The 20,137-nt window shown below is 75.7% G+C and carries 16 protein-coding genes, 1 tRNA gene and 1 pseudogene; 2 read left to right on the top strand and 16 right to left on the bottom strand.

Annotated features, from left to right (window positions below; genetic code table 11):
- Positions 1 to 317: 317 nt before the first annotated feature.
- From hpnH to ACFY07_RS27700, 14 genes are all read right to left on the bottom strand, one after another.
- Complete coding sequence (gene hpnH / locus ACFY07_RS27765; RefSeq protein WP_230747391.1) at positions 318 to 1,346, bottom strand: adenosyl-hopene transferase HpnH; 1,029 nt, start codon at positions 1,344 to 1,346, stop codon at positions 318 to 320.
- Between the two features lie 2 nt (positions 1,347 to 1,348).
- Positions 1,349 to 2,104, bottom strand: a complete 756-nt coding sequence (locus tag ACFY07_RS27760; RefSeq protein ID WP_390872297.1) for a 1-hydroxy-2-methyl-2-butenyl 4-diphosphate reductase — start codon at positions 2,102 to 2,104, stop codon at positions 1,349 to 1,351.
- Complete coding sequence (gene shc / locus ACFY07_RS27755; RefSeq protein ID WP_390872296.1) at positions 2,101 to 4,284, bottom strand: squalene--hopene cyclase; 2,184 nt, start codon at positions 4,282 to 4,284, stop codon at positions 2,101 to 2,103. The genes ACFY07_RS27760 and shc overlap by 4 nt, the downstream gene beginning before the upstream one ends.
- 7 nt (positions 4,285 to 4,291) lie before the next feature.
- Positions 4,292 to 5,392, bottom strand: a complete 1,101-nt coding sequence (locus tag ACFY07_RS27750) for a polyprenyl synthetase family protein (protein ID WP_390872295.1) — start codon at positions 5,390 to 5,392, stop codon at positions 4,292 to 4,294.
- Positions 5,393 to 5,520: 128 nt separating this feature from the next.
- Positions 5,521 to 7,113 (bottom strand): FAD-dependent oxidoreductase, encoded by a 1,593-nt coding sequence (locus ACFY07_RS27745; RefSeq protein WP_390872294.1) that lies wholly within the window; start codon positions 7,111 to 7,113, stop codon positions 5,521 to 5,523.
- Between the two features lie 112 nt (positions 7,114 to 7,225).
- The gene (hpnD, locus tag ACFY07_RS27740) at positions 7,226 to 8,083 is read right to left on the bottom strand and encodes a presqualene diphosphate synthase HpnD (RefSeq protein ID WP_390872299.1); all 858 of its coding nucleotides are present in this window, start codon (positions 8,081 to 8,083) and stop codon (positions 7,226 to 7,228) included.
- 41 nt (positions 8,084 to 8,124) lie between these two features.
- The gene (gene hpnC, locus ACFY07_RS27735) at positions 8,125 to 9,141 is read right to left on the bottom strand and encodes a squalene synthase HpnC (protein ID WP_390872293.1); all 1,017 of its coding nucleotides are present in this window, start codon (positions 9,139 to 9,141) and stop codon (positions 8,125 to 8,127) included.
- A gap of 383 nt (positions 9,142 to 9,524) precedes the next feature.
- Positions 9,525 to 10,346 carry an ABC transporter ATP-binding protein gene (locus ACFY07_RS27730; protein WP_390872292.1) on the bottom strand — a complete coding sequence of 274 codons (822 nt, stop codon included), beginning with the start codon at positions 10,344 to 10,346 and terminating at the stop codon, positions 9,525 to 9,527.
- Complete coding sequence (locus ACFY07_RS27725) at positions 10,339 to 11,241, bottom strand: ABC transporter permease (RefSeq protein WP_390872291.1); 903 nt, start codon at positions 11,239 to 11,241, stop codon at positions 10,339 to 10,341. The genes ACFY07_RS27730 and ACFY07_RS27725 overlap by 8 nt, the downstream gene beginning before the upstream one ends.
- A gap of 136 nt (positions 11,242 to 11,377) precedes the next feature.
- Positions 11,378 to 12,223, bottom strand: a complete 846-nt coding sequence (locus ACFY07_RS27720; protein WP_230747432.1) for a glycosyltransferase family 2 protein — start codon at positions 12,221 to 12,223, stop codon at positions 11,378 to 11,380.
- A gap of 68 nt (positions 12,224 to 12,291) precedes the next feature.
- The gene (locus ACFY07_RS27715) at positions 12,292 to 13,128 is read right to left on the bottom strand and encodes a CDP-alcohol phosphatidyltransferase family protein (protein ID WP_390872290.1); all 837 of its coding nucleotides are present in this window, start codon (positions 13,126 to 13,128) and stop codon (positions 12,292 to 12,294) included.
- The gene (locus ACFY07_RS27710; RefSeq protein ID WP_230747401.1) at positions 13,106 to 14,167 is read right to left on the bottom strand and encodes an iron-containing alcohol dehydrogenase family protein; all 1,062 of its coding nucleotides are present in this window, start codon (positions 14,165 to 14,167) and stop codon (positions 13,106 to 13,108) included. The genes ACFY07_RS27715 and ACFY07_RS27710 overlap by 23 nt, the downstream gene beginning before the upstream one ends.
- On the bottom strand, positions 14,155 to 14,910 hold the full coding sequence (locus ACFY07_RS27705; protein ID WP_230747403.1) for a sugar phosphate nucleotidyltransferase: 756 nt from the start codon (positions 14,908 to 14,910) through the stop codon (positions 14,155 to 14,157). The genes ACFY07_RS27710 and ACFY07_RS27705 overlap by 13 nt, the downstream gene beginning before the upstream one ends.
- Positions 14,907 to 16,862, bottom strand: a complete 1,956-nt coding sequence (locus ACFY07_RS27700; protein WP_390872298.1) for a DUF5941 domain-containing protein — start codon at positions 16,860 to 16,862, stop codon at positions 14,907 to 14,909. The genes ACFY07_RS27705 and ACFY07_RS27700 overlap by 4 nt, the downstream gene beginning before the upstream one ends.
- A 698-nt stretch (positions 16,863 to 17,560) precedes the next feature.
- Here ACFY07_RS27700 and idi point away from each other — a divergent pair.
- Positions 17,561 to 18,163 (top strand): isopentenyl-diphosphate Delta-isomerase, encoded by a 603-nt coding sequence (gene idi / locus ACFY07_RS27695; protein WP_230747405.1) that lies wholly within the window; start codon positions 17,561 to 17,563, stop codon positions 18,161 to 18,163.
- A gap of 261 nt (positions 18,164 to 18,424) precedes the next feature.
- Here the strand turns inward: idi and ACFY07_RS27690 are convergent.
- Together ACFY07_RS27690 and ACFY07_RS27685 are read right to left on the bottom strand one after the other, a co-directional pair.
- Positions 18,425 to 18,889 (bottom strand): annotated as a pseudogene (locus tag ACFY07_RS27690) (ATP-binding protein); the annotation flags it as partial.
- A 224-nt stretch (positions 18,890 to 19,113) separates the two neighbouring features.
- Entirely contained in the window at positions 19,114 to 19,866 is a 753-nt protein-coding gene (locus tag ACFY07_RS27685) for an HdeD family acid-resistance protein (RefSeq protein ID WP_390872289.1), read from the bottom strand.
- 182 nt (positions 19,867 to 20,048) lie between these two features.
- Between ACFY07_RS27685 and ACFY07_RS27680 the strand changes: the two genes are divergently transcribed.
- Positions 20,049 to 20,133: transfer RNA gene (locus ACFY07_RS27680), tRNA-Leu, on the top strand.
- The last annotated feature ends 4 nt before the right edge of the window (positions 20,134 to 20,137 follow it).

Genomic DNA, 20,137 nt, shown 5'->3' with positions numbered 1-20,137 from the left:
ACCGGCACACCCCCCACCATGATCTGCCGCGACCGGCGGCGGGTGGCGAGCGGCTGGAGCGGCACGGACGGCATACCGAGCGAGATCGCGGTCATCGGGTCCACCCTCACTGTGGCAGCGGGTCTGGGGGCTGAGGACTGTGGCTCAGGACTGTGGCTCAGGACTGTGGCTCAGGGCTGGAGGTCGGGGAGCGGGGTCCGGGGAGGGGACGGCGGGTCCGGCGTGACGGTCCCGGGGCGGGGGCCGCCGCGCAGGGCGCCGGCCGGGCGGCGGGTGCGGGGATCCGGTCCCCGCACCCGCGCCGCCGGGCGGGCGCCTCAGTGGCCGCGGTTGGCCATCACGGTCTCCTTGGCCGCCCGGATCGACTCCTTGAGCGACTCCATGGTGGCCAGGACGGCCGTGGGCTCGTAGCCGCAGTGCGCCATGCAGTTCTCGCACCGCGGGTCCCGGCCGCGGCCGTACTTGGACCAGTCGGTCTTCTCCACCAGTTCGCGGTAGGTGGGCACGTACCCGTCGGACATCAGGTAGCAGGGCCGCTGCCACCCGAAGAGCGAGTAGTTGGGGATGCCCCAGGCGGTGCACTCGAAGTCGACCTTGCCCTCCAGGAAGTCCAGGAAGAGCGGGCTCTGGTTGAGCCGCCAGCGGCGGCGGTTGCCGCCGGCGAACGCCTTCCGGAAGAGCTCCCGGGTCTGCTGGACGCCGAGGAAGTGCTCCTGGACGGGCGCCTTCTCGTAGGCGTACCCCGGCGAGATCATCATCTCGTCGACCTGGAGCTCGTCGTTGAGGTAGTCCAGCACCTCGATGACGGTCTGCGGGGTGTCGGTGTTGAAGAAGGTGCTGTTGGTGGTGACGCGGAAGCCGCGGGCCTTGGCCTCCTTGATCGCCGCCACCGCCTCGTCGAAGGTGCCCTCCTTCGCGACCGAGGCGTCGTGGCGCTCGCGCAGGCCGTCGATGTGGACGGTGAAGGCGAAGTAGGGCGAGGGCGTGAACCGGTCCAGCTTCTTGCGCATCAGCAGGGCGTTGGTGCAGAGGAAGACGTACTTCCGCTTCTCCACCAGCTGGCGCACGATCTCGTCGATCTGCGGGTGCATCAGCGGTTCGCCGCCGGCGATGGAGACCATCGGCGCACCGGACTCCAGCACCGCGCCGACGGCCTGGGCGACCGGCATCCGCTGCTTGAGGACGCCCGCAGGGTGCTGGATCTTCCCGCACCCCTCGCAGGCGAGGTTGCAGGCGAACAGGGGTTCCAGCTCCACGAGGAGCGGGAACTTCTCGCGGCGCTTGAGGAGTTTCTGCTGGAGGAGGTACGTGCTGATCCGCGCGGTCTGGCGCAGCGGCATGGCCATGGCTAGCTCGCCTCCTGAGGGAGCGTCCGGAGAGGTGGGGTGTCGGTCGGTGCGGTGCGGTGCCAGGCGGTGAGGGCGGGCACGGCGGAGCGGAGCGCCCGCCAGGCGCGGAGGCCCCCGGTGAGCGTGCCCGGCCGCAGGAGCTCGTGCCGGGGCGTGTCGACGACGATGCGGACCGTCGCGTACGGCAGACCCGGCGCCGCCCGGCGGACGGCGTCCAGGACGGCTGCGGTCTCCATGTCGACGGCGGCGGCGCCGGCCTCGTGCAGGGCGCGGCGGGCGGCCGCGCCGCGCACCACGCCGTCGGCGGAGTGCAGCACGCCGGTGCGGACGGTCAGGCCGCGGGCGCGCAGGGCGTCGGCGAGGAGCGCGGAGGACGGGACCTCGATCGCGGTGCCCTCCCCGTCGCGCACCTCCTCCGCGACGAAGGCGTCGCCGGGCCGTGTCCCCGGGGCGGCTGCGGCGCAGAAGCCGGTGGCCACGACGGCGCCGTAGGCCCCGCCGGCCTCCAGCAGGGCGGTGACGACCCGCCGGGCGCGGTCCGGCCCCATGCCGGTGGCGGCGACCACGGCGCCGGGGGCCGGGACGCCGTCCCCGGCGGGGCGGCCGCAGGTCCAGTCCCCGCCGCGCAGCGCCCACCGCTCGGCGCCCAGGGCGCAGACGACGAGCAGCGGGGCGGCCGCGGCGGGACGGGGCACGGCGGGGGGTGCGGCTGCGGCCGCGCCGTCCGGGCGGGTGCCGGAGGGGTCGGGTCTCACCGCTCGGTCACCGGCCCCGGGCCGCCCGCCGGCGCCTCGGCGGGCACCCGCGCCGGGCCTCCGGCTCCGCGGAGGGCGTGCCGCGCCGCGTCCGGGAGGGGGACGCCGTGCAGGTAGCGGCCGAGCGCGGTGACCGGGAAGACCAGCCGGTAGAGGTGGTAGTTGATGGAGAAGTCCCACGGGAAGCCGGTGCCCGTGAAGTGCGGCTCGTCCCAGGTGCCCGAGGGGAGCTGGGTGGCGGCCAGCCAGGCGGCGCCGCGGTCGACCGCCTCGCCGCGCTCCCCCGCCGAGAGCAGCGCCATCATCGCCCAGGCGGTCTGGGAGGCGGTGGACTCGCCGCGCCCGGACCAGTTCTCCGGGTCGTGGTAGGAGCGCATGTCCTCGCCCCATCCGCCGTCGGCGTTCTGGTGCTCCGTCAGCCAGCGCACGGCGCGCCGGACCGACGGGTGGGCGGTGGGGATGCCTGCGGCGACCAGTGCGGGGACGACCGATCCGGTCCCGTACACGTAGTTGGTGCCCCAGCGGCCGAACCAGGAGCCGTCGGTCTCCTGCTCGCGCAGCAGCCACTCCACGCCGCGCCGGGTGCGCGGGTCGCGGGCCCGGCCGACGTCGGCCAGCATCTCCACCATGTGGGCGGTGACGTCGGCGGACGGCGGGTCGACGACCTCACCGAAGTCGCAGAACGGCAGCTTGTTGGGCAGGGTGCTGGTGTTGTCGACGTCGAAGGCGCCCCAGGCGCCGTTCTTCGACTGCATGCCGAGGCTCCAGGCGACGCCCCGGTCGACGGCGGCCCGCACCCGCTCCGGGTCGGGGTGGTCGACGCGGCCCAGCGCGAGCACCACCTCGGCGGTGTCGTCGACGTCGGGGTAGGTGTCGTTGTCGAACTCGAAGGCCCAGCCGCCGGGGGCGAGGCCGGGGCGCTGCACCGCCCAGTCGCCGCGCCGCCGGACCTCCTCGCCGAGCATCCAGTCGGCGGCCCGGACCAGCGCGGGGTGGTCGGCGGGCAGTCCCGCGTCGGCGAGGGCGATGGTGGCCAGGCAGGTGTCCCAGACCGGGGACTGGCATGCCTCCAGCCACCGCATGCCGTCCTCGGTGTGGACGGTGAAGCGGTCGAAGGCGGCGAGGCCGGCCCGCATCACCGGGTGGCCGAGGTCGTAGCCCTCCAGGTGGAGGGCGATCAGCGAGTACACGGCGGGCGGCTGGATGCCGCCCCAGCAGCCGTCGGCCTCCTGGCGCTCCACGATCCAGCGGGCGGCCTGGCCGAGGGCGAGCCGGCGGACCGGGCGGACCGGGCGGCGGTGGTAGGCGTGCAGGAGGCGGTCGAGGCGCTGGAAGAGGCCGTCCCAGGTGGTGGGGGCGGCGAACCGGGACCGGGGGTACGGGTCGCGCGGGTCGGTGTGCAGTTCGTCCAGGGCGAAGGGCGCGGGGCGGACCGGCCGGTGGGCGGAGACCACGGTGAGCGGCACGATGGTCTGCCGCGCCCAGCAGCCGAAGGAGTAGATGTTGAGCGGGACCCACCGGGGCAGGAACATGATCTCGGGGGGCAGCTCGGGCAGCAGGTCCCAGGGCCACCAGCCGAAGAGGGCCAGCCAGATGCGGGTGAAGACCCGGGTGGCGGCGATGCCGCCGTGGTCGCGGACCCAGGCCGAGGCCGCGGCCATGTGGGGGGCGTCGGGGGCGTCCCCGGCCAGGCGCAGGGCGACGTACGCCTCGACGGTGGTGGAGAGCTCGGGCGGTCCGTCGTGGAAGGTCGCCCAGGTGCCGTCCTCGCGCTGGCGGGAGCGGATCCAGGCGGCGGTGGCCCGGGTCTGCTCCTCGGTGCGGATGCCGAGGAACTGCCGGAGCAGCAGGTCCTCGGCGTCCATGGTGACGTTGGTCTCCAGGTCGCCCTTCCACCAGCCCTCCTCGCTCTGGAGTGCGAGGAGGTGGGCGGTGGCGCGCTCCAGCGCGGCGGCGGCCGCGGCGCGGGGGTCCGGGGGCTCCCCGTCCGGGGAGTCGCCGTCCGGGGGGTCCCCGTCCGGCTGCTCCGCGCCCGCGCGCTCCCCGGGCCGCCCCTCCTCGGGCCGCTTCCCGTCGGGCCGCTTCCCGTGCCGCCTGCCGGGATCCGGCGGGGCGGTCCTCACCGCGGCCGGCTCGGGATCGTACTCGGGGTCGAGCCGGCCGTCCGCGGTTGTTGTCACCTTGGGTTCACCTCTCCCGTACGACGACGAATTCGGCGAGCGCGACGAAGTGCCCGCGCACCCCGTCCGGCATGGGGACCTCGTCCAGGGCGGCGAGGGCGGCCGCGTGCTGGCGGCGGGCCTCGTCCCGGGTCCAGGCGCGGCCGCCGGCCTCCTCGACCAGGGCGGCGCGGGCGGCGAGCTGCTCCTCGTCCTCGTGGCCGCGGCCCTCGGGGTCGGCGAGCAGCTCGGCGAGGCGGCGGGAGGCGCTGCCGCCCTCCGCGAGGGCCGCCGAGACCGGCAGCGACTTCTTGCGCTGGCGCAGGTCGCCCCAGTGCGGCTTGCCGGTGACCTCGGTGGCGCCCCAGATGCCGAGCAGGTCGTCCACCGCCTGGAAGGCGAGGCCGAGGTGGTGCCCGTACCGCTCCAGGGCGTCGGCGGTGCGGTCGTCGGCCCCGGCGAGGACGGCGCCGACGGAGGAGGCGCAGGCCAGCAGGGCGCCGGTCTTGTTGCCCTCCATCTCCAGGCACTCCTCGACGGTGACCCGGTCGCGGTGCTCGAAGGAGAGGTCCTGGGCCTGCCCGTCGATCAGCCGGCGGGTGGCGGCGGTGATCCGGCGCACCGCGCGGGCCGCGTCGGCGGCCTGCACGGCGGGGACGCCGTCGGCGGCGGGCCGCAGGGGGGCGTCCAGCAGGACCTCGGTGGCGAGGGCGAAGAGGGCGTCGCCCGCCAGGATGGCCTGGGCGGGTCCGAAGACGGTCCAGGCGGTGGCGCGGTGGCGGCGCGTCTCGTCACCGTCCATCAGGTCGTCGTGGAGCAGCGAGAAGTTGTGGACGAGCTCGACGGCGGCGCCGCCCGCGGCGCCGGTGGCGGGGTCGGCGCCGACGGCCTGGGCGGACAGCACGGCGAGCGCGGGCCGCACCGCCTTGCCGCCGTCGCTGGCGGCGGGCCTGCCGTCCCGGTCGATCCAGCCGAAGTGGTAGGCGGCGACGGTGTCCATGGGGGCGGCCAGCCGTGCGACGGCATCGCGCAGCAGCGGGGTGCACAGGGTGCGGCCGCGTTCCAGGAGGTCCGGTACCGACACCGCCGCCTCCGCTGCAGGCGTGTCGAGGCGTGTATCCACGCGCATTCCCTCTCCCTCGGGTGTGTGGTGCGCTGCGTTCGGGGGCGCCGCCTGGGGCGGCGCGGGGGCGGCGGTGCGTGACCGCCCCGGGTGGGGGGCCGGGACCGGCCCGGCCGGGGGCGCGGCGGGCCCGGTCACCGGGGCCACCCCCCTGGGGTGCGGGCCCCCGCGGGGGCGGGCCGGGCGCCGAGCGCGGCCAGGGCCCCGTCGGCGGCGGTGTGGCCGCTGCGGACGGCGCCCTCCATGGTCGCGGGCCAGCCGGTGGCGGTCCACGCGCCGGCGAGCAGCAGGCCGGGGGTGCGGGTGCGGGCCTGCGGCCGCAGCCGCCCGCTCCCCGGGGCCGGGTCGAAGGTGGCGGCTCGCTCACGGGTGACGAAGAAGTCCAGCACCTTCGCGCCGCGGGCCGCGGGCAGCAGCCGCTCCAGCTCGGGCAGGTAGCGGCGGCGCAGCTCGGCGACGGGCAGGTCGATCTCGTCGTGGGCGGCGGACTGCGAGAGCGCGACGTACTGGGCGCGCGGGTCCCGCTCGGCGAGCCCGGAGTGCCGGGTCCGGTCGAACACCCACTGGACGGGGGTCCCGAGCCCGGCGAGGAAGGGCGTCCGCAGCACCCGGCGGTCGTAGACGGCGTGCACGTTGAGGATCGGCGAGGTGCCCAGGCGCCGCAGGCGGTCCTGGTCCTCGACGGTGCCGGGCGGGAGGAGGCCGGCGGCGGCGTCCTGGGGGACGGCGAGGACGACGGCGTCCGCGTGCAGCAGCTCGCCGCCCGCGGGCAGGCCGTGGCCCTCGACCCGGACGGCGTGGCGGTCGTGACCGCGTCCCGTCAAACTGTGCGTGTCCGAACCATGGGGCGCAGGGTGCCCGCCGCCCGCCGCAGCCGCCGGCGGACGGACCCCGTCCCCGCCGCCGGGCGCCGCGTCCGGCGCGGGACCCCCCGGGGCGGGACCGTCCGCCCCGGGGGCGGAGGACTTGAGGGCCGTCGCCCTGGCGCGCAGCAGGACCCGCACACCGCAGCGCCGCAGCGCGGCGAGGGCCGCGTCGTGGTGGATCTCGCCGAGCGGGACGTCCGCCCAGCCGATGTCGGAGGCGCCGGGCGCGGAGAGCAGGCCGGTTCTGAGGACCATGGCGGCGAGCGCCAGCGAGACCTGGTCGGCGCGGGCGTTGAGGGTCGCGACGCCGATGAGGTCCCAGAGCGCCTCCACCGCGCGCGGGGACTGCCCCTGCCGCCGCAGCCAGTCGCCGAAGGAGTGGGCGTCCAGCGCCGGGTCGGCGGGGTCGAGGCGGGCGAGGGCGAGGGTGGCGCGGACCACCCGCAGCCGCTCCGCGGCACCCAGGTGCGGGTACCGGGCCAGGCTGCCCGCGAGGTGCAGCGGCACCGGCAGCGCCGCCCGGCGGATCCGGCCCGGGCGGAGCGTTTCGCCGCGGCCGTCGCCGCCGCAGTCGAGGACCGGCACGTCCAGCCGCCGCTGGAGGGTGGTCAGGGAGGTCGCGCCGAGGCGGTCGAGCAGGCCGCGGTAGGCGGTGCAGCAGCGCAGGAAGACGTGCTGGCCGTTGTCGACGGTGAGGTCGCCGCGGCGGAAGGAGAAGGCGAGGCCGCCGAGGCGCGGCCGCCCCTCGACGAGGGTGACCTCCGCCCCGGCCTCGGCCAGCCGGAGGGCGGCGGTGATGCCGGCCAGGCCGCCGCCGACGACCACCGCGGACGCCCGCCCGGGACGCACGGCTGTGCTCATCGCCCCTCCCCCCGGGTGCGGTCGCGGCCCGGGAGCCCCCGCACCGGTGCTGCTGTGGACGCGCCCGCCCGCCGGTGCGGTTCCGCGACGGCGGCGGACTGCGTGGTTGCGGTCAAGAGCGGCCTCCGGCCAGGCCCGAGAGCGCCACGTACGCCTTCTCCCAGCCGGGGAGCGACACCCGGCCGCGGAGCACCGACGCCGGGTCCTCGGCGATGCGCCGGAGCAGGCGGTGGTAGATGCCGGCCATGGCGGCCGTGCAGGCGCGGCTGCGGCGGTCGAGCATCGGCAGCAGCAGCAGGCCCTCCTCGAAGTACTGCTGGGCGCGGGCGGCCTGGAAGGCGACCAGTCCGGTGAAGTCCGCGCCCGGCGGGGGCTGCTCCGTGCCGAAGCCGCCCTCGCAGCCGAACCGGGCGAGGTCCTCGGCGGGCAGGTAGCTGCGGCCGTCCCCGGCGTCCTCGCGCAGGTCGCGCAGGATGTTGGTGAGCTGGAGGGCCAGGCCCAGGGTGTCGGCGTACTCGGCGCCGAGCTTGGGGTCGGTGCAGCCGAAGACGCCGAGGGACAGCCGCCCGATGGAGCCGGCGACGCAGCGGCAGTAGGTGCGCAGCTCGTCGAAGGTCGCGTAGTGCGTCCCGGCGAGGTCCATCTCCACGCCGTCGATCAGCTCGTCGAAGGCGTCGACCGGGACCGGGAAGCGGTCGGCGGCGTCCGCCAGCGCGACCTTGACCGGGTCGGTGTCGTCCTCGCGGACCTCGCCGGCCCGCACCTCGTCGAGGAGGGCGCGGGTGCGGCCGAGCAGTTCGGCCTTGCGCTCGGACGGGAGGTCGCCGTCGCCGATGTCGTCGACCCGGCGGGCGAGGGCGTAGATCGCGGACATGGCGAGCCGCTTGGGCTCCGGCAGCAGCCGGATGCCGTAGCCGAAGTTGCGCGCCTGCATGCCGGTGACCGCTTCGCAGTACCGGTAGGCCGCCATGACCTGCGCGGACGCCAGTGGTGATGCCGCCACCCGGGGGCTCACCTTCCCTTCACGTATGTGGCCGCCGCTTCCCTGAGGAGGCGGCCCTTGGCGGGTACGGGCGGCTCGGACAGGACGTCGTGCCCGGCGGCGGCGATGGCCCCCAGAGCGGCCCGGCCCCCGGCGGTGAAGCCGGCGAGCAGCAGCCTGAGCCGTCCCCGCACCGTACCTACCAGCGGTGATCCCCGGTCGAGCAGGGTCCCGGCCCGCTCGGCCTCGAAGGCGACCAGGGCGCGCACCCGGCCGCCCGCGGCGGTGGCGGCGAGGTCCTCCTCGGTCACGCCGAACCGGTCCAGGTCCTCCGCGGGCAGGTAGATCCTCCCCCTCGCACGGTCCTCCGCAACGTCCTGCAGGTGCTCGACCACCTGCAGTGCGCTGCAGACCGCGTCCGAGCGCTCCACCCGTTCGGGTGTGGAGACGCCGGCGATGGCCAGCACCAGCCGCCCGACCGGGTTGGCGGACAGCTCGCAGTAGCCCAGCAGGTCCTCGTAGGTGGCGTACCGCGTGGTGTGCTGGTCCACCCGGTTCGCCTGGATCAGGTTACGGAAGGGCTCGGCGCTGAGCCCGTGTTTTTCCACGGTCGGTACGAGCGCGCGCAGCAGCGGGTGGCGGGGCGGCTCCGCCCCGGGGCCGCCGGGCGCGGTGCCGGGGGCTCCGGTGCCGGGGGTGCCGGAGTGGCCGAAGACACGGTCGAGGTCGCGCTCCAGGCCGTCCAGCAGGGCGAGCCGGAAGGCGGTCTCCTCCTCGGTGGGCAGGCCGGAGCCGTCGGGGCGGAACCGGTCCGCGGGCGGCGGCGTGCCGACGCCGAGCACCTCGGCGTGGTGGCCGGGGCGCTCCAGGTCGCCGTCGCCGGCGTCGTCGACCAGCCGGGCGAACCCGTAGACCGCCATCAGGTCGTCCCGCCAGGCGGCGGGCAGGAAGAAGGGGGCGACGGGGAAGTTCTCCCGCGCCGCCTTGCCCAGCACCTCGCCGTCGGCGGGGGCGCCGGGGCCGGGGATGCGTGCGTCCGCGGTCACCGGCGACCGCCCGGTGGGCTCCCGGCACGTCGCGGCACCGGGCCGCGCGCCCTCTCGGAATGGGCCGAAGCCGCCACTGGCGTCACCCCCCCGTTCTACACCGATCTTGACGGCGTGCACACAGCGGACACGCCCTGACCCGGGGAGAGCACCCCCTCCGCCGCTCTTCTCCGGACCCCTCACTCTAGGACGAGGGGCGGACAGCGGCACGGTGAGGGGGTGGCGCCGCGCCGGAGGCGGGCGGCCGCGGGACGCGGGCGGGGGGGCGGGACGGGGGCGCGGACGGCGGCGGGGCCGGGGCCGCGCACGCGGCGGGGGCCGGCGCCCGGGAGCGCGTCCCGGGCGCCGGCCCCCGCCGGCGGAAGGCCGTCAGGCGCCCGCGGTCAGCGCTTGTTCTCCTTCTCGTAGGCCTTGATCACCTCGTCGGTGGGCCCGTCCATGATGAGCTCGCCCTTCTCCAGCCAGATCACGCGGTTGCAGGTGTCGCGGATCGACTTGTTGTTGTGGCTCACCAGGAAGACCGTGCCGGCCTCCTTGCGCAGCTCGCGGATGCGCTCCTCGCTGCGGCGCTGGAACCGGGCGTCGCCGGTGGCCAGCGCCTCGTCGATCATCAGCACGTCGTGGCTCTTCGCCGCCGCGATGGAGAACCGCAGGCGGGCGGCCATGCCGGAGGAGTACGTGCGCATCGGCAGCGAGATGAAGTCGCCCTTCTCGTTGATGCCCGAGAAGTCGACGATGTCCTGGTAGCGCTCCCTGATCTCGTCCTGGGACATGCCCATGGCCAGACCGCCCAGGATGACGTTGCGCTCGCCCGTGAGGTCGTTCATGAGGGCGGCGTTGACGCCCAGCAGCGAGGGCTGGCCGTGGGTGAAGACGGAGCCGCGCTCGGCGGGCAGCAGGCCGGCGACCGCCTTGAGCAGGGTCGACTTGCCGGAGCCGTTGGAGCCGATCAGGCCGATCGACTCGCCCTTGTAGGCGATGAACGACACGCCGCGCACGGCGTGCACCTCGCGGATCGAGGGCGCGCGGCGCTTGGAGACGATGCGGCTGAGGGCGGAGGTCGCGCTGCCCTTGCCGCTGCCGGCGCCGTGCACGCGGTAGACCACGTGCAGTCCGTCGACCACGACGGTGGGGATGTGCTGCTCGACCAGTCGGTCGGCGTCCGCGGTCCGCGCACCGGCGGTACCGGTCGTTGCCTCAGCCACGGCCGTACTCCTCCTCAGCCTTCCAGAAGTACACGAACCCGCCGAGGCCCACGACGACGGCCCAGCCGACGGCCCAGGCCCAGACGTGGGGCGGCAGGACGTCGCTGTGCACCGAGCCCAGGAGGGAGAAGCGCATCAGGTCGATGTAGACGGCGATGGGGTTGACGTCCAGCAGCGTCCTGGACCAGGCCGGCACGTGGATGTCGGCGATGTTGAACATGACGCCGGAGGCGTACATCCAGGTCCGCAGGATGAACGGCATCAGCTGCGCGGTGTCGGTGACCTTGGCCCCGACCCGGGCGAGCGCCAGCGCCAGGCCCGCGTTGAAGACGAACTGCAGGACCAGGACCGGCAGCACCAGCGCCCAGGAGGCCATCGGCAGGTTCGCGAAGAGCACGATGCCGAGCAGCACGATCATCGAGAAGAGCAGCTGCTGGAGCTGGATGATCGTGAAGGAGATGGGCAGGCAGGCCCGCGGGAAGTGCAGCGCCCGCACCAGGCCCAGGTTGTCCGCGATCGACCGGGTGCCCGCCATCACCGCGTTCTGGGTGAAGGTGAAGATGAACACACCGATGCAGAGGAACTGGACGAAGTGGGGCGTGTTCTTGCCGGTCTGCAGCAGGATGCCGAAGATCAGGTAGTAGACCGCGCAGTTGAGCAGCGGGGTCATCACCTGCCACAGCTGTCCCAGCTTCGCCTTGGTGTACATCGCGGTCAGCCGCGCCGTGGCGTACGCCACGATGAAGTGGCGCCGCGACCAGAGCTGCCGGACGTAGGCCGGCAGGCTCGGACGGGCGCCGCTCACCGAGAGGCCGTACTTGGCGGCGAGCTGCGCAGGGCTCAGCCCCTGGTCGGGGCCTCCCGCCACCGCTGCGGGGCGGATGTGCTCACTCACTGTTGACACTTTCGTCCTATGCGAGATCGGCAGGTCCGGCTTCCGTTCAACGGGCGCTCCCCTGCAGTCGTGCCGTTGCTGCTGCAACGGGGATCTTCGCGGGCCCAGGTCCGCAGGTCAAATGAGGACCGGACGATCAGATCACCGGCGGCCGGCCCAGCCGGGTCAGCCGCCACACCGTACGCCAGCGCATGGGCCTGCGGGGGCCGCAGGGTGTGCGCCACCCCTCCCGGAATCCTCCCACCCACGCCCGCAGCGCCGCGCGGGAGGGGCGGCGCGCCAGGGTGAGCAGGATCCAGGTGCCGAGGTACGCCGGGACCAGCAGAGCGGGGAGGTTCCGGCGGGCCAGCCACACCCGGTTGCGGGCCACCATACGGTGGTACACCGCGTGCCTGCTGGGCAGGGTGAGCGGGTGGTTCAGGACGATGTCCGCCCGGTAGTCGATCGACCACCCCGCGTCCAGCGCCCGCCAGGCCAGGTCGGTCTCCTCGTGGGCGTAGAAGAACTCGCCGGGGAGCTGCCCCGCCTGCGCGAAGACGGTGCTGCGGACCGCGCAGGCACCGCCCAGGAAGGTGGTGACCCGGGAGGAGCGCAGCGGGTCGGAGGCCCGCAGCCGCGGCACGTGGCGGCGCTGGGTGGTGCCGGTCTCCGGGTCGGCGATCCGGAAGGAGACGATGCCGAGGCCCGGGTCGGCGGTGAACGCCTCGCGGAGCTTCTCGGCGGCGTCGTCGCCGGGCAGCAGACCGTCGTCGTCGAGGAAGAGCACCGCGTCGACGTCGCGGCCGTCCTTCCCGAACGCCTCGATGCCGACGTTGCGGCCCGCCGGGATGCCGAGGTTCTCGTCCAGCTCGATGCCGCGGACGCCCTGCGGCAGCGGGGGCAGCGGAGCGCCGTTGCCGACGACGACGAGCTCGACGGCGGGGCCGCGCTGCTTGGCCACCGACTCCAGCAGGGCGTTGAGCTCGGCCGGGCGGTTGCCCATGGTGAGCACCACGGCGCCCAGCCGGAAGGAGTCGGGGTCCGCGCCGGAAGCGGCCGGCCGGGCGGCGCTCACCGGAGCCTGCTCGACAGGACGATGCTGGCCAGGTGCAGGAGCGTCTGGACCAGGGCGATCGCGGCGAGCACGCCGACCGCGACCCGGGTGAGCAGCAGGTCGCCGTGGACGGCGTCGGCGATCCCGGCGGCCAGGACGACCAGGGACGCCTCCACGCCGCCCACCAGGCGGTGGAACTTCAGCGCGGCGGCCGCCCGGCGGGCCCTGGCCACGCCGGAGGAGCGCGGCACCGAGGCGGCGTCCTGCACGGCGGGCAGGCCGCTGCGGATGCGGGCGACGTCCACCAGGTCCGTCTCGGCCTTGATCAGGATGGCGCCGAGCGCGGCGACGGTCCCGACGAACGCCCACTCCCAGTGGGCGGCGCTCCCGTCCCGGTGGAACAGGTCCGCGGCGCGCAGGCCGGCGCCGGTGAGCAGCGCCGCCTCGGCCAGGTAGTGGCCGACCCGGTCGAGGTAGACGCCGGTGACGGAGGTCTGCCGCCGCCAGCGGGCGACCTCGCCGTCCACGCAGTCCAGGAGCAGGTAGACCTGGATCAGCAGGGCGCCGAGGACCGCGCCGGCGAGGCCGGGGACGACCAGCGCCGCACCGGCGAGGACGCCGGTGAGCATCATCAGGTAGGTCAGGCCGTTCGGGGTGACCCGGCGGACGTCCACCAGCAGGCGGGTGATCCGCAGGGAGATCGACCGCATGTAGATGCGGCCGGCCCAGTGCTCGCCGCTGCGGCGGTCGAGGAGGCCCTCGGGGTGGACGGCCGCGCGGAGCTCCTCGACCGACGGGCGGCCGGCGGGGCGGGCGGGGGCGGGCGTCGGCTCAGCTGTTGACGGCTTGGACATAGTCGGAGTACGCGTCCCGGATGGCAGAAGGGTCGAGGTCGAGGTGCTCGAGGATGGTGAAGCGGCCCGGGCGGGTCTGCGGTGCGTAGTGGACCGCCTCGGTGAACTCCTCCTCGGAGAAGCCGATCTGAGCGGCGGTCACGGGGAGTCCGTGGCGCGCCAGGCTCGCGGCGATCAGCCCGGCGCCCTCGCGGTCGCCGCGCAGGAAGGTCGCGAAGGCCGCGCCGAGGCCGACCTGCTCGCCGTGCTGGGCCGACCGCTTGGGGTACAGGATGTCCAGCGCGTGCGAGATCTCGTGGCAGGCGCCGGAGGACGGCCGGGTGGAGCCGGCGATGTTCATCGCGATGCCGGAGAGCACGAGGGCCTCGGCGAGCGCGGTGAGCAGCGCGTCCTGGTCGAGCGTGCCGGGGTGGCGCAGCAGCGTCTCCCCGGCGGTGCGGGCCATGGCGACGGCCAGGCCGTCCACCGGCTCCCCGGTGACGCGCTGGGACAGCTCCCAGTCGGCGCAGGCGGAGATGTTGGACACCACGTCGCCGATGCCGGCGGCGACGAACCGGCGGGGCGCGTCGCGGACGACGTCGAGGTCGACGACGATGCCGATGGGGTTCGGCACGCCGTACGAGCCGCGGCCGGCGTCGTTGTCGAGGATCGACACCGGCGAGCAGATGCCGTCGTGGGCGAGGTTGGTGGCGACGGCCACCACCGGCAGGCCCACCCGGGCGGCGGCGTACTTGGCGGCGTCGATGATCTTCCCGCCGCCGAGGCCGACCACCGCGTCGTAGTGGCCGGACCGCATCGCGTCGGCGAGCAGCACCGCGGAGTCCAGGGTGCCGTCGGCGACGGAGTACCAGTCGGCCCCCGGGAGCTGCGGCTCCAGGCGCTCGCGCAGCGCCGCGCCGGAGCCGCCGCTGACCGCCACCGCTATCCGGCCGGAGGTCGACAGCCGCTGGTCGGCCAGGACGCCCGCGAGGTCGTCCAGGGCGCCCGGGCGGATGTCGACGACGACCGGCGAGGGGATGAGGCGGGTCAGTACCGGCACGCGATCCCCCGGGCCTTGGCGAGGTCGTCGTGGTTGTCGATCTCGACCCAGGAGACCTCGCCGATGGGCTGCACGTCGATGCGCAGGCCGCGGTCGACCATCTCCTGGTAGCCGTCCTCGTAGTAGAGCTGCGGGTCGCGCTCGAAGGTGGCCTGGAGGGCGGAGGCCAGGTCGTCGGCGGCGGAGGGGTTGATCAGGGTGACGCCGATGTACTCGCCGGTGGCGTCGGCGGGGTCCATGAGCTTGGTGATCCGCCGGACGCCCTTCTCGGGGTCGACGACGACCTTCATCTCCTCGTCGGCGAGGTTCTTCACCGTGTCGAGGGCGAGCAGGATGCCGGGGGCGCGGCCCTCGGCGGTGAGGCGCTCGTTGGCCTCCAGCATCGTGCGCTCGACGGAGACGGGGTGCACGGTGTCGCCGTTGGCGAGCACCAGGCCCTCGCGGAAGAGGTCGCGGGCGCACCACAGGGAGTAGGCGTTGTTCCACTCCTCGGCCTTGTCGTTGTCGACGAGGGTGAGGCGGACGCCGTACTTCTTCTCCAGGGCGGCCCTGCGGTCGTACACGGCCTCCTTGCGGTAGCCGACGACGACGGCGACGTCCCGCAGGCCCACCTCGGCGAAGTTGCCGAGCGTGAGGTCGAGGACGGTCGTCTCGCCGTCCACCGGCACCAGGGCCTTGGGCAGGGTGTCGGTGTACGGGCGCAGGCGGCGGCCGGCGCCGGCGGCCAGAACGAGGCCGATCATGCGGTGTCTCCTGTTTCGTCGTGGACTGCCGGCGCTTCGCCGCCGAAGACCCAGAAGCGGATGCTCTCGGCCAGGACGACGAGCGCCAGGACGGCGGCCAGTGCCGCCAGGGTGAGCTGCAGGGCGTGGGCTCCAGGGAGCCGGTCGCCCACCGGCCCGTGCGGGCTGCCGCCGTACGCGAACGCGGCGGCTGCGGTGAGCAGCAGGACACGGCCCTCGTGGCCGCCCGCCGCACGCACCAGCCATCGCGGCGGCGCCCCGGTGCCGCCGCGGATGCGGTACACCGTGTCGTAGTGATGGTAGGCGACGGCCGCGACGAGCCCGAAGGCGGCGGGGAGCGCCGCCCCGGACAGGCGGGCGGCCAGGCCGAGGACGGTGAGGTACTCGGCGGCCCGGAGGACGGGCGGGACCAGCCAGTCGAGCGGGCCGCGCAGCGGGCGGGCGACGGCCAGCGAGGAGGTCGCCAGGTAGCCGGCCGCGGCGGCCGCGGCCCACCAGGTTCCGGCGCCGCCGAGCACGCCCGCGAGGAGCAGCGCGGCGCCGAGGACGGCGACGGCGGGGGTCGCGTAGGCGGGCAGGGGGCGTGCAAGCGGACGCAGCAGGCGCGCGCCGACCTCCGCGAGCGGGCCGGAGTCGGCCAGCTCGGCCAGGGCGTCGGCGGCCCGGTCGGTGCGGGCCCGCAGGCGCGTCACCGAGCGCAGCACCCGGCCGGCGGTGGTGTAGCAGGCCGCGAAAGCGCAGCCGACGAGCAGCACGGTGAAGGTGGTCCGCGGGGTCGTGACGGCGGTGAGGACCGCGATCAGCGCCCAGCGCTCGCCGATGGGCAGGACGACGATGCGGCGCGCCCACACGGTCCAGCCGACCCGGTCCAGGCGGGTGGAGAGCTGCGCGGTGGGGCTGGTGTTGGCCGCGGCGTCGTGGTTGGCCTCGGTGAAGGAGAAGTCCACGACGTGGCGGCAGGTCTGCAGGACCATCGCGCCCAGGGCCAGCGCCCACACGTCGTCGCCGCCCACGGTGGCGCCGACGGCGAGGCCCGCGTAGTAGGCGTACTCCTTGACCCGGTCGAAGGTGGCGTCCAGCCAGGCGCCCAGCGTGGAGTACTGCAGCGAGTAGCGGGCCAGCTGGCCGTCGGTGCAGTCCAGCACGAAGGAGGCGACCAGCAGCACGCCCGCGGCCGCGAAGCCGGGTCGGGTGCCGGTGGCGGCGCAGGCCGCGGCGAGCAGGGCCACCAGCAGCGAACCGGTGGTGACCTGGTTCGGGGTGAGGCCGCGGCGGGCGCACCAGCGGGCCAGGTACCGGGAGTACGGGCTGACGCAGAAGGTGGTGAAGAAGCCGTCGCGGGACTTCACCGCGCGCTTCAGCCGCACCGCCTCGTCGTCGACGGCCGCGACGGCGCGCTCGGCGTGGTGCAGGTCCAGGTCGTCGGCGGGCACGGTCGCGACCAGCTCGCCCAGCTCCGGGCGGTGCACCTCCGTCCCGGCGGCCTGCAGGGCGGCGGCGAGGGCGTCGGGCAGCACGGCTCCGGCGGTACGGGCGGCCCGGTCGGCGGCGGCGCTGTCCACCATGACGGTGCGGCCGGGGTCGGCCTCCGGGCCGTCCAGCGCGACGGCGACGGTGGCCGCGGCCGGGTCGGCGCCCGGCTCGCCGCCCAGGTGCAGCATCCGGGTGGCGTCCTCGGCGCCCGAGGCGCGGGCGGCCAGCCGCTCGGCGGCGGCGGCGAGCGCGGCGCGGGCCTGGGGCCCGTCGGCGGTCAGCGCGCCGGGGACGGCGGCCGCGGGGAAGCGCGGGTCCGTGAGGCCGAGCCGCAGGGAGTGCCGGTGGCCGACGAAGCGGCGGTCCACCACGGCGACCCGCTCCCCGGCGGGGGCCTCGGCCAGCAGCCGGGCCAGCTCGGCCGGTCCGGCTGCGTCCAGGACCCGGAGGTAGCCCAGCGCGGCGAGGTCCGCGGACAGCGCCGGCCGCGCCCCGCTCGGGCCACCGCCCGCGGCGGGCGCGCCGCCCGGGGCGGGGCCGGTGAGGATGGCGGTGGACAGCGGAACTCACTCCCTAGGGGGGTGCGGGGGAAGCCGCCTGCCGGACGGACCGCGGGCAGGGCGGGGGCCGGGACGGTCGGCCCGGTGGTCGGTGTGTCGGCAGAGGCTACCGGATGGCCTGGAGGGAAACGGAAGGGGAGCCCTCCGGGTCCGGACGGTGCCGGCCGACCCGTGTCGATCATCTTCGCCGACCGCGGGGGCCGCGGACAAGCCGCAGGACAAGCCGCAGGACAGGACCGGGACGGGACCGGGACGGACGGCCCGGCGGAGCCCGCGGGACACGCCCGTCCGGCGCCTCCCGTCCCCCCGCCCCCCGTCCCCCGCCCCCCGGTCCCCCGCCCCACGGGCGCCCGGCGGCCCGGCGGCTGCCGCGGCCCCGCCCGGCGGACCCGCCCCGGGGGCGCGCGGACCGCCCGTACCCCCCTCCCACCGGCGCGGACCGCGTGCGTCGGGCGGACCCCGGCCTCCCCGTACGGCAGACTGGGGCACCGGTGCCGTGGTGCACCCGCCGGTGCCCGGCGGGTGCACCACGGCACCGGCCGAACCGCCGGACCGGGCGGCCGGGCCCGGGCACACGGCACGGGCGGCGTCCCGGCCCATGCGCCGAAAGGGGCCACATGCCGACCAGCGGAACGACGAGCCCGGCGACCGTCGACGGGGCTCCGCGCGACGCCCGCGAGGCGCCGGAGATCCTGCTCGAACTCGTCGACGACGAGGGACGCACCACCGGTACCGCGGAGAAGCTCTCCGCCCACCGGCAGCCGGGGCGGCTGCACCGGGCGTTCTCCGTCTTCCTCTTCGACACCGCGGGCCGGATGCTGCTCCAGCGCCGCGCCCTCGGGAAGTACCACTCCCCCGGGGTCTGGTCTAACACCTGCTGCGGCCACCCCTACCCGGGCGAGCAGCCGTTCACGGCCGCCGCGCGCCGCGTCTCCGAGGAGCTGGGAGCCGCCCCGGCCCTGCTCCGCGAGGCGGGGACGGTCCGCTACGACCTGCCCGACGAGGCGTCCGGCCTGATCGAGCGCGAGTGGAACCACCTCTTCGTGGGGCTGGTCACCGCGCCGCTGCGGCCGGACCCGGAGGAGGTCGGGGAGACCGCGTTCGTCACGCCGCAGGAGCTGGCGGCGCTCCGCGCCGAGCGGCCCTTCTCGGTGTGGTTCGGCACCGTCCTCGACGCGGCCCGCCCGGCCGTCCGGGAGGCGACCGGCGTCGACTGGTAGCGCGGGTGGCGGTGCGGGCCGGACGGCCGGGGGCGGGACGCGCCCGGCCGTCCGGCCCGCACCGCCCGGCCGCCCCGGTCAGCCGCCCTGCGGGGCCTGCCGTCCGGGGAGGCCGGAAAACCCGGGGAAGCCGTAAGGAAAGGACGGGCGGTCCGGCGCGCCCGGACCGGGGACGGCCGGCCGCACCGACGACAGGGGCTGCACGGACGGGGACGGGACGTGCCGGGCGGGGGGCGGGTCCTGCACGGGCCGGTCCGCCGGGATCGGCAGCGACGCCCAGACGACCTTGCCGCCGTTGGCGGTGCGCTCGACGTCGCAGGCGCCGCCGGCCTCCAGCGCGACCGCCTTGACCAGCAGCAGGCCCCGGCCCCCGGTGCGGCCGTGGTCGCTCTGCAGCGCCGTGGGCCGGTACGGGTGGCCGTCCTCCACGGCGATCCGCACCCAGCCGCCGCCGATGACCACCTCCACCACGACGCGGGGGGACAGGACGGCGGCGTGCTTCACGGCGTTGGTGACCAGCTCGGAGACGATCAGCAGGAGCCCCTGGACCAGGTCCTCGCAGTGGGGCCGGCCGGCGATGCCCTGCGCCGCGAGCAGGTCGCGGACCGCGTGCCGCGCCTGCGGCACCGAGGAGTCCCGGGACGGGGCGGCGAACCGCCAGACCCCCTCGACCGGCCCGGGTCCGGTGCCGCCGGGGGCGGCCGGTGCGCCCCCGCTGATCTGCATCACGTCAAGCCGCCCTTCACGCCGCGGGCACGCGGTGCCCGGAGACCGCCGTCCGCCGCGGGTGCGACACCCGCGGCGGGCGGCCTCGTCATCCGAGGCTAGAGGGCGGCGGTCGGCGGCGGGCCGGTGACCGGAACTCGACGGATCGGGCCCGGCGGCGGCCCGATGCGACCGTTTCGGCACCGCATCGCAGAGCTTTCCGACCGGCGTGCGGACAGGAGCGGTCAGATGCCCATCGGCGGGGTGGAGGGCCGGTCCGGGCCCCCCGGCTCCGCCCCGGCGGCGTCCCCGCCGCGCCCCCGGTGCCGTCCGGGCCCCTCGGCGGCGCCGACCTCGCCGACGCCGGCCTCCCTGGCGTGCTCCCGCCCGGCCAGGTAGGCGTCCGCCTCGTCGCGGCGCCGCTCCTCGTCGACCCGGGAGAGCACCCGGCGGCCGCCGAGCCCGGTACTGATCAGGCTGAGGCCGTCGAAGAGCAGGGCCAGCGAGAAGAACAGGCCCAGGGTGTAGAGCGAGCTGCTCGGCCACGAGGCCAGGACCAGCGCGCCCAGCAGCAGGTCCAGGACGCCCAGGAAGACCGTCCAGCCCATCTGCGCGCCGCGCACCGCCATGCCGCCGACCACCCGGAAGACGCCGGCGGTGAGGAAGAGCAGGGCCGCGAAGAGCGTGAGGGCCGCGGCGGCGGCCTTCGGGTGGAGCACCATCACCAGGCCCGCCGCCAGGTTGACCGCCGCGACCGCGGCGCCCAGCCAGAAGAAGTTGTCCCGGCGGGACTGGAAGGCGTGGACCAGGCCGACCGTGCCGCCGATCAGCAGCAGGCAGCCGAAGAGCAGCACGGTGGTGAGGGTGGCGACCCAGGTGTAGACCAGGCCGACGACGCCGGCCACCACCAGCAGCGCGCCCAGGAGGACCAGTACTCCGAAACTGCGGTTCAGCCGGGCCTCGGGGGCTGCCCGCTCCTTGTCGTGCCTTCTCCTCACGGCGACCTCCACGGCCTCGGGGGGTGGACTGTCCGGACTGATCAGCCCTTACCCGCTAAGGGGTGGTCCATCCCGTTCCGTCCGGCTCCTGCGGGACGGATACGCAGGTGAGGAGGGGCCCGCGGGCCTGGTATTGTTTTCCTTGTCGCCGCGGGGAACGGAAACGGAACCGCGGGCACCCTGTCCGGGTGGCGGAATGGCAGACGCGCTAGCTTGAGGTGCTAGTGCCCTTTATCGGGCGTGGGGGTTCAAGTCCCCCCTCGGACACAGC

This window comes from Streptomyces sp. NPDC001380, from assembly GCF_042895785.1.
GTDB lineage: Bacteria > Actinomycetota > Actinomycetes > Streptomycetales > Streptomycetaceae > Peterkaempfera.
The sequence above is the reverse complement of the archived record's forward strand: the minus strand, read 5'-3'. Positions and strand labels throughout refer to the sequence as shown.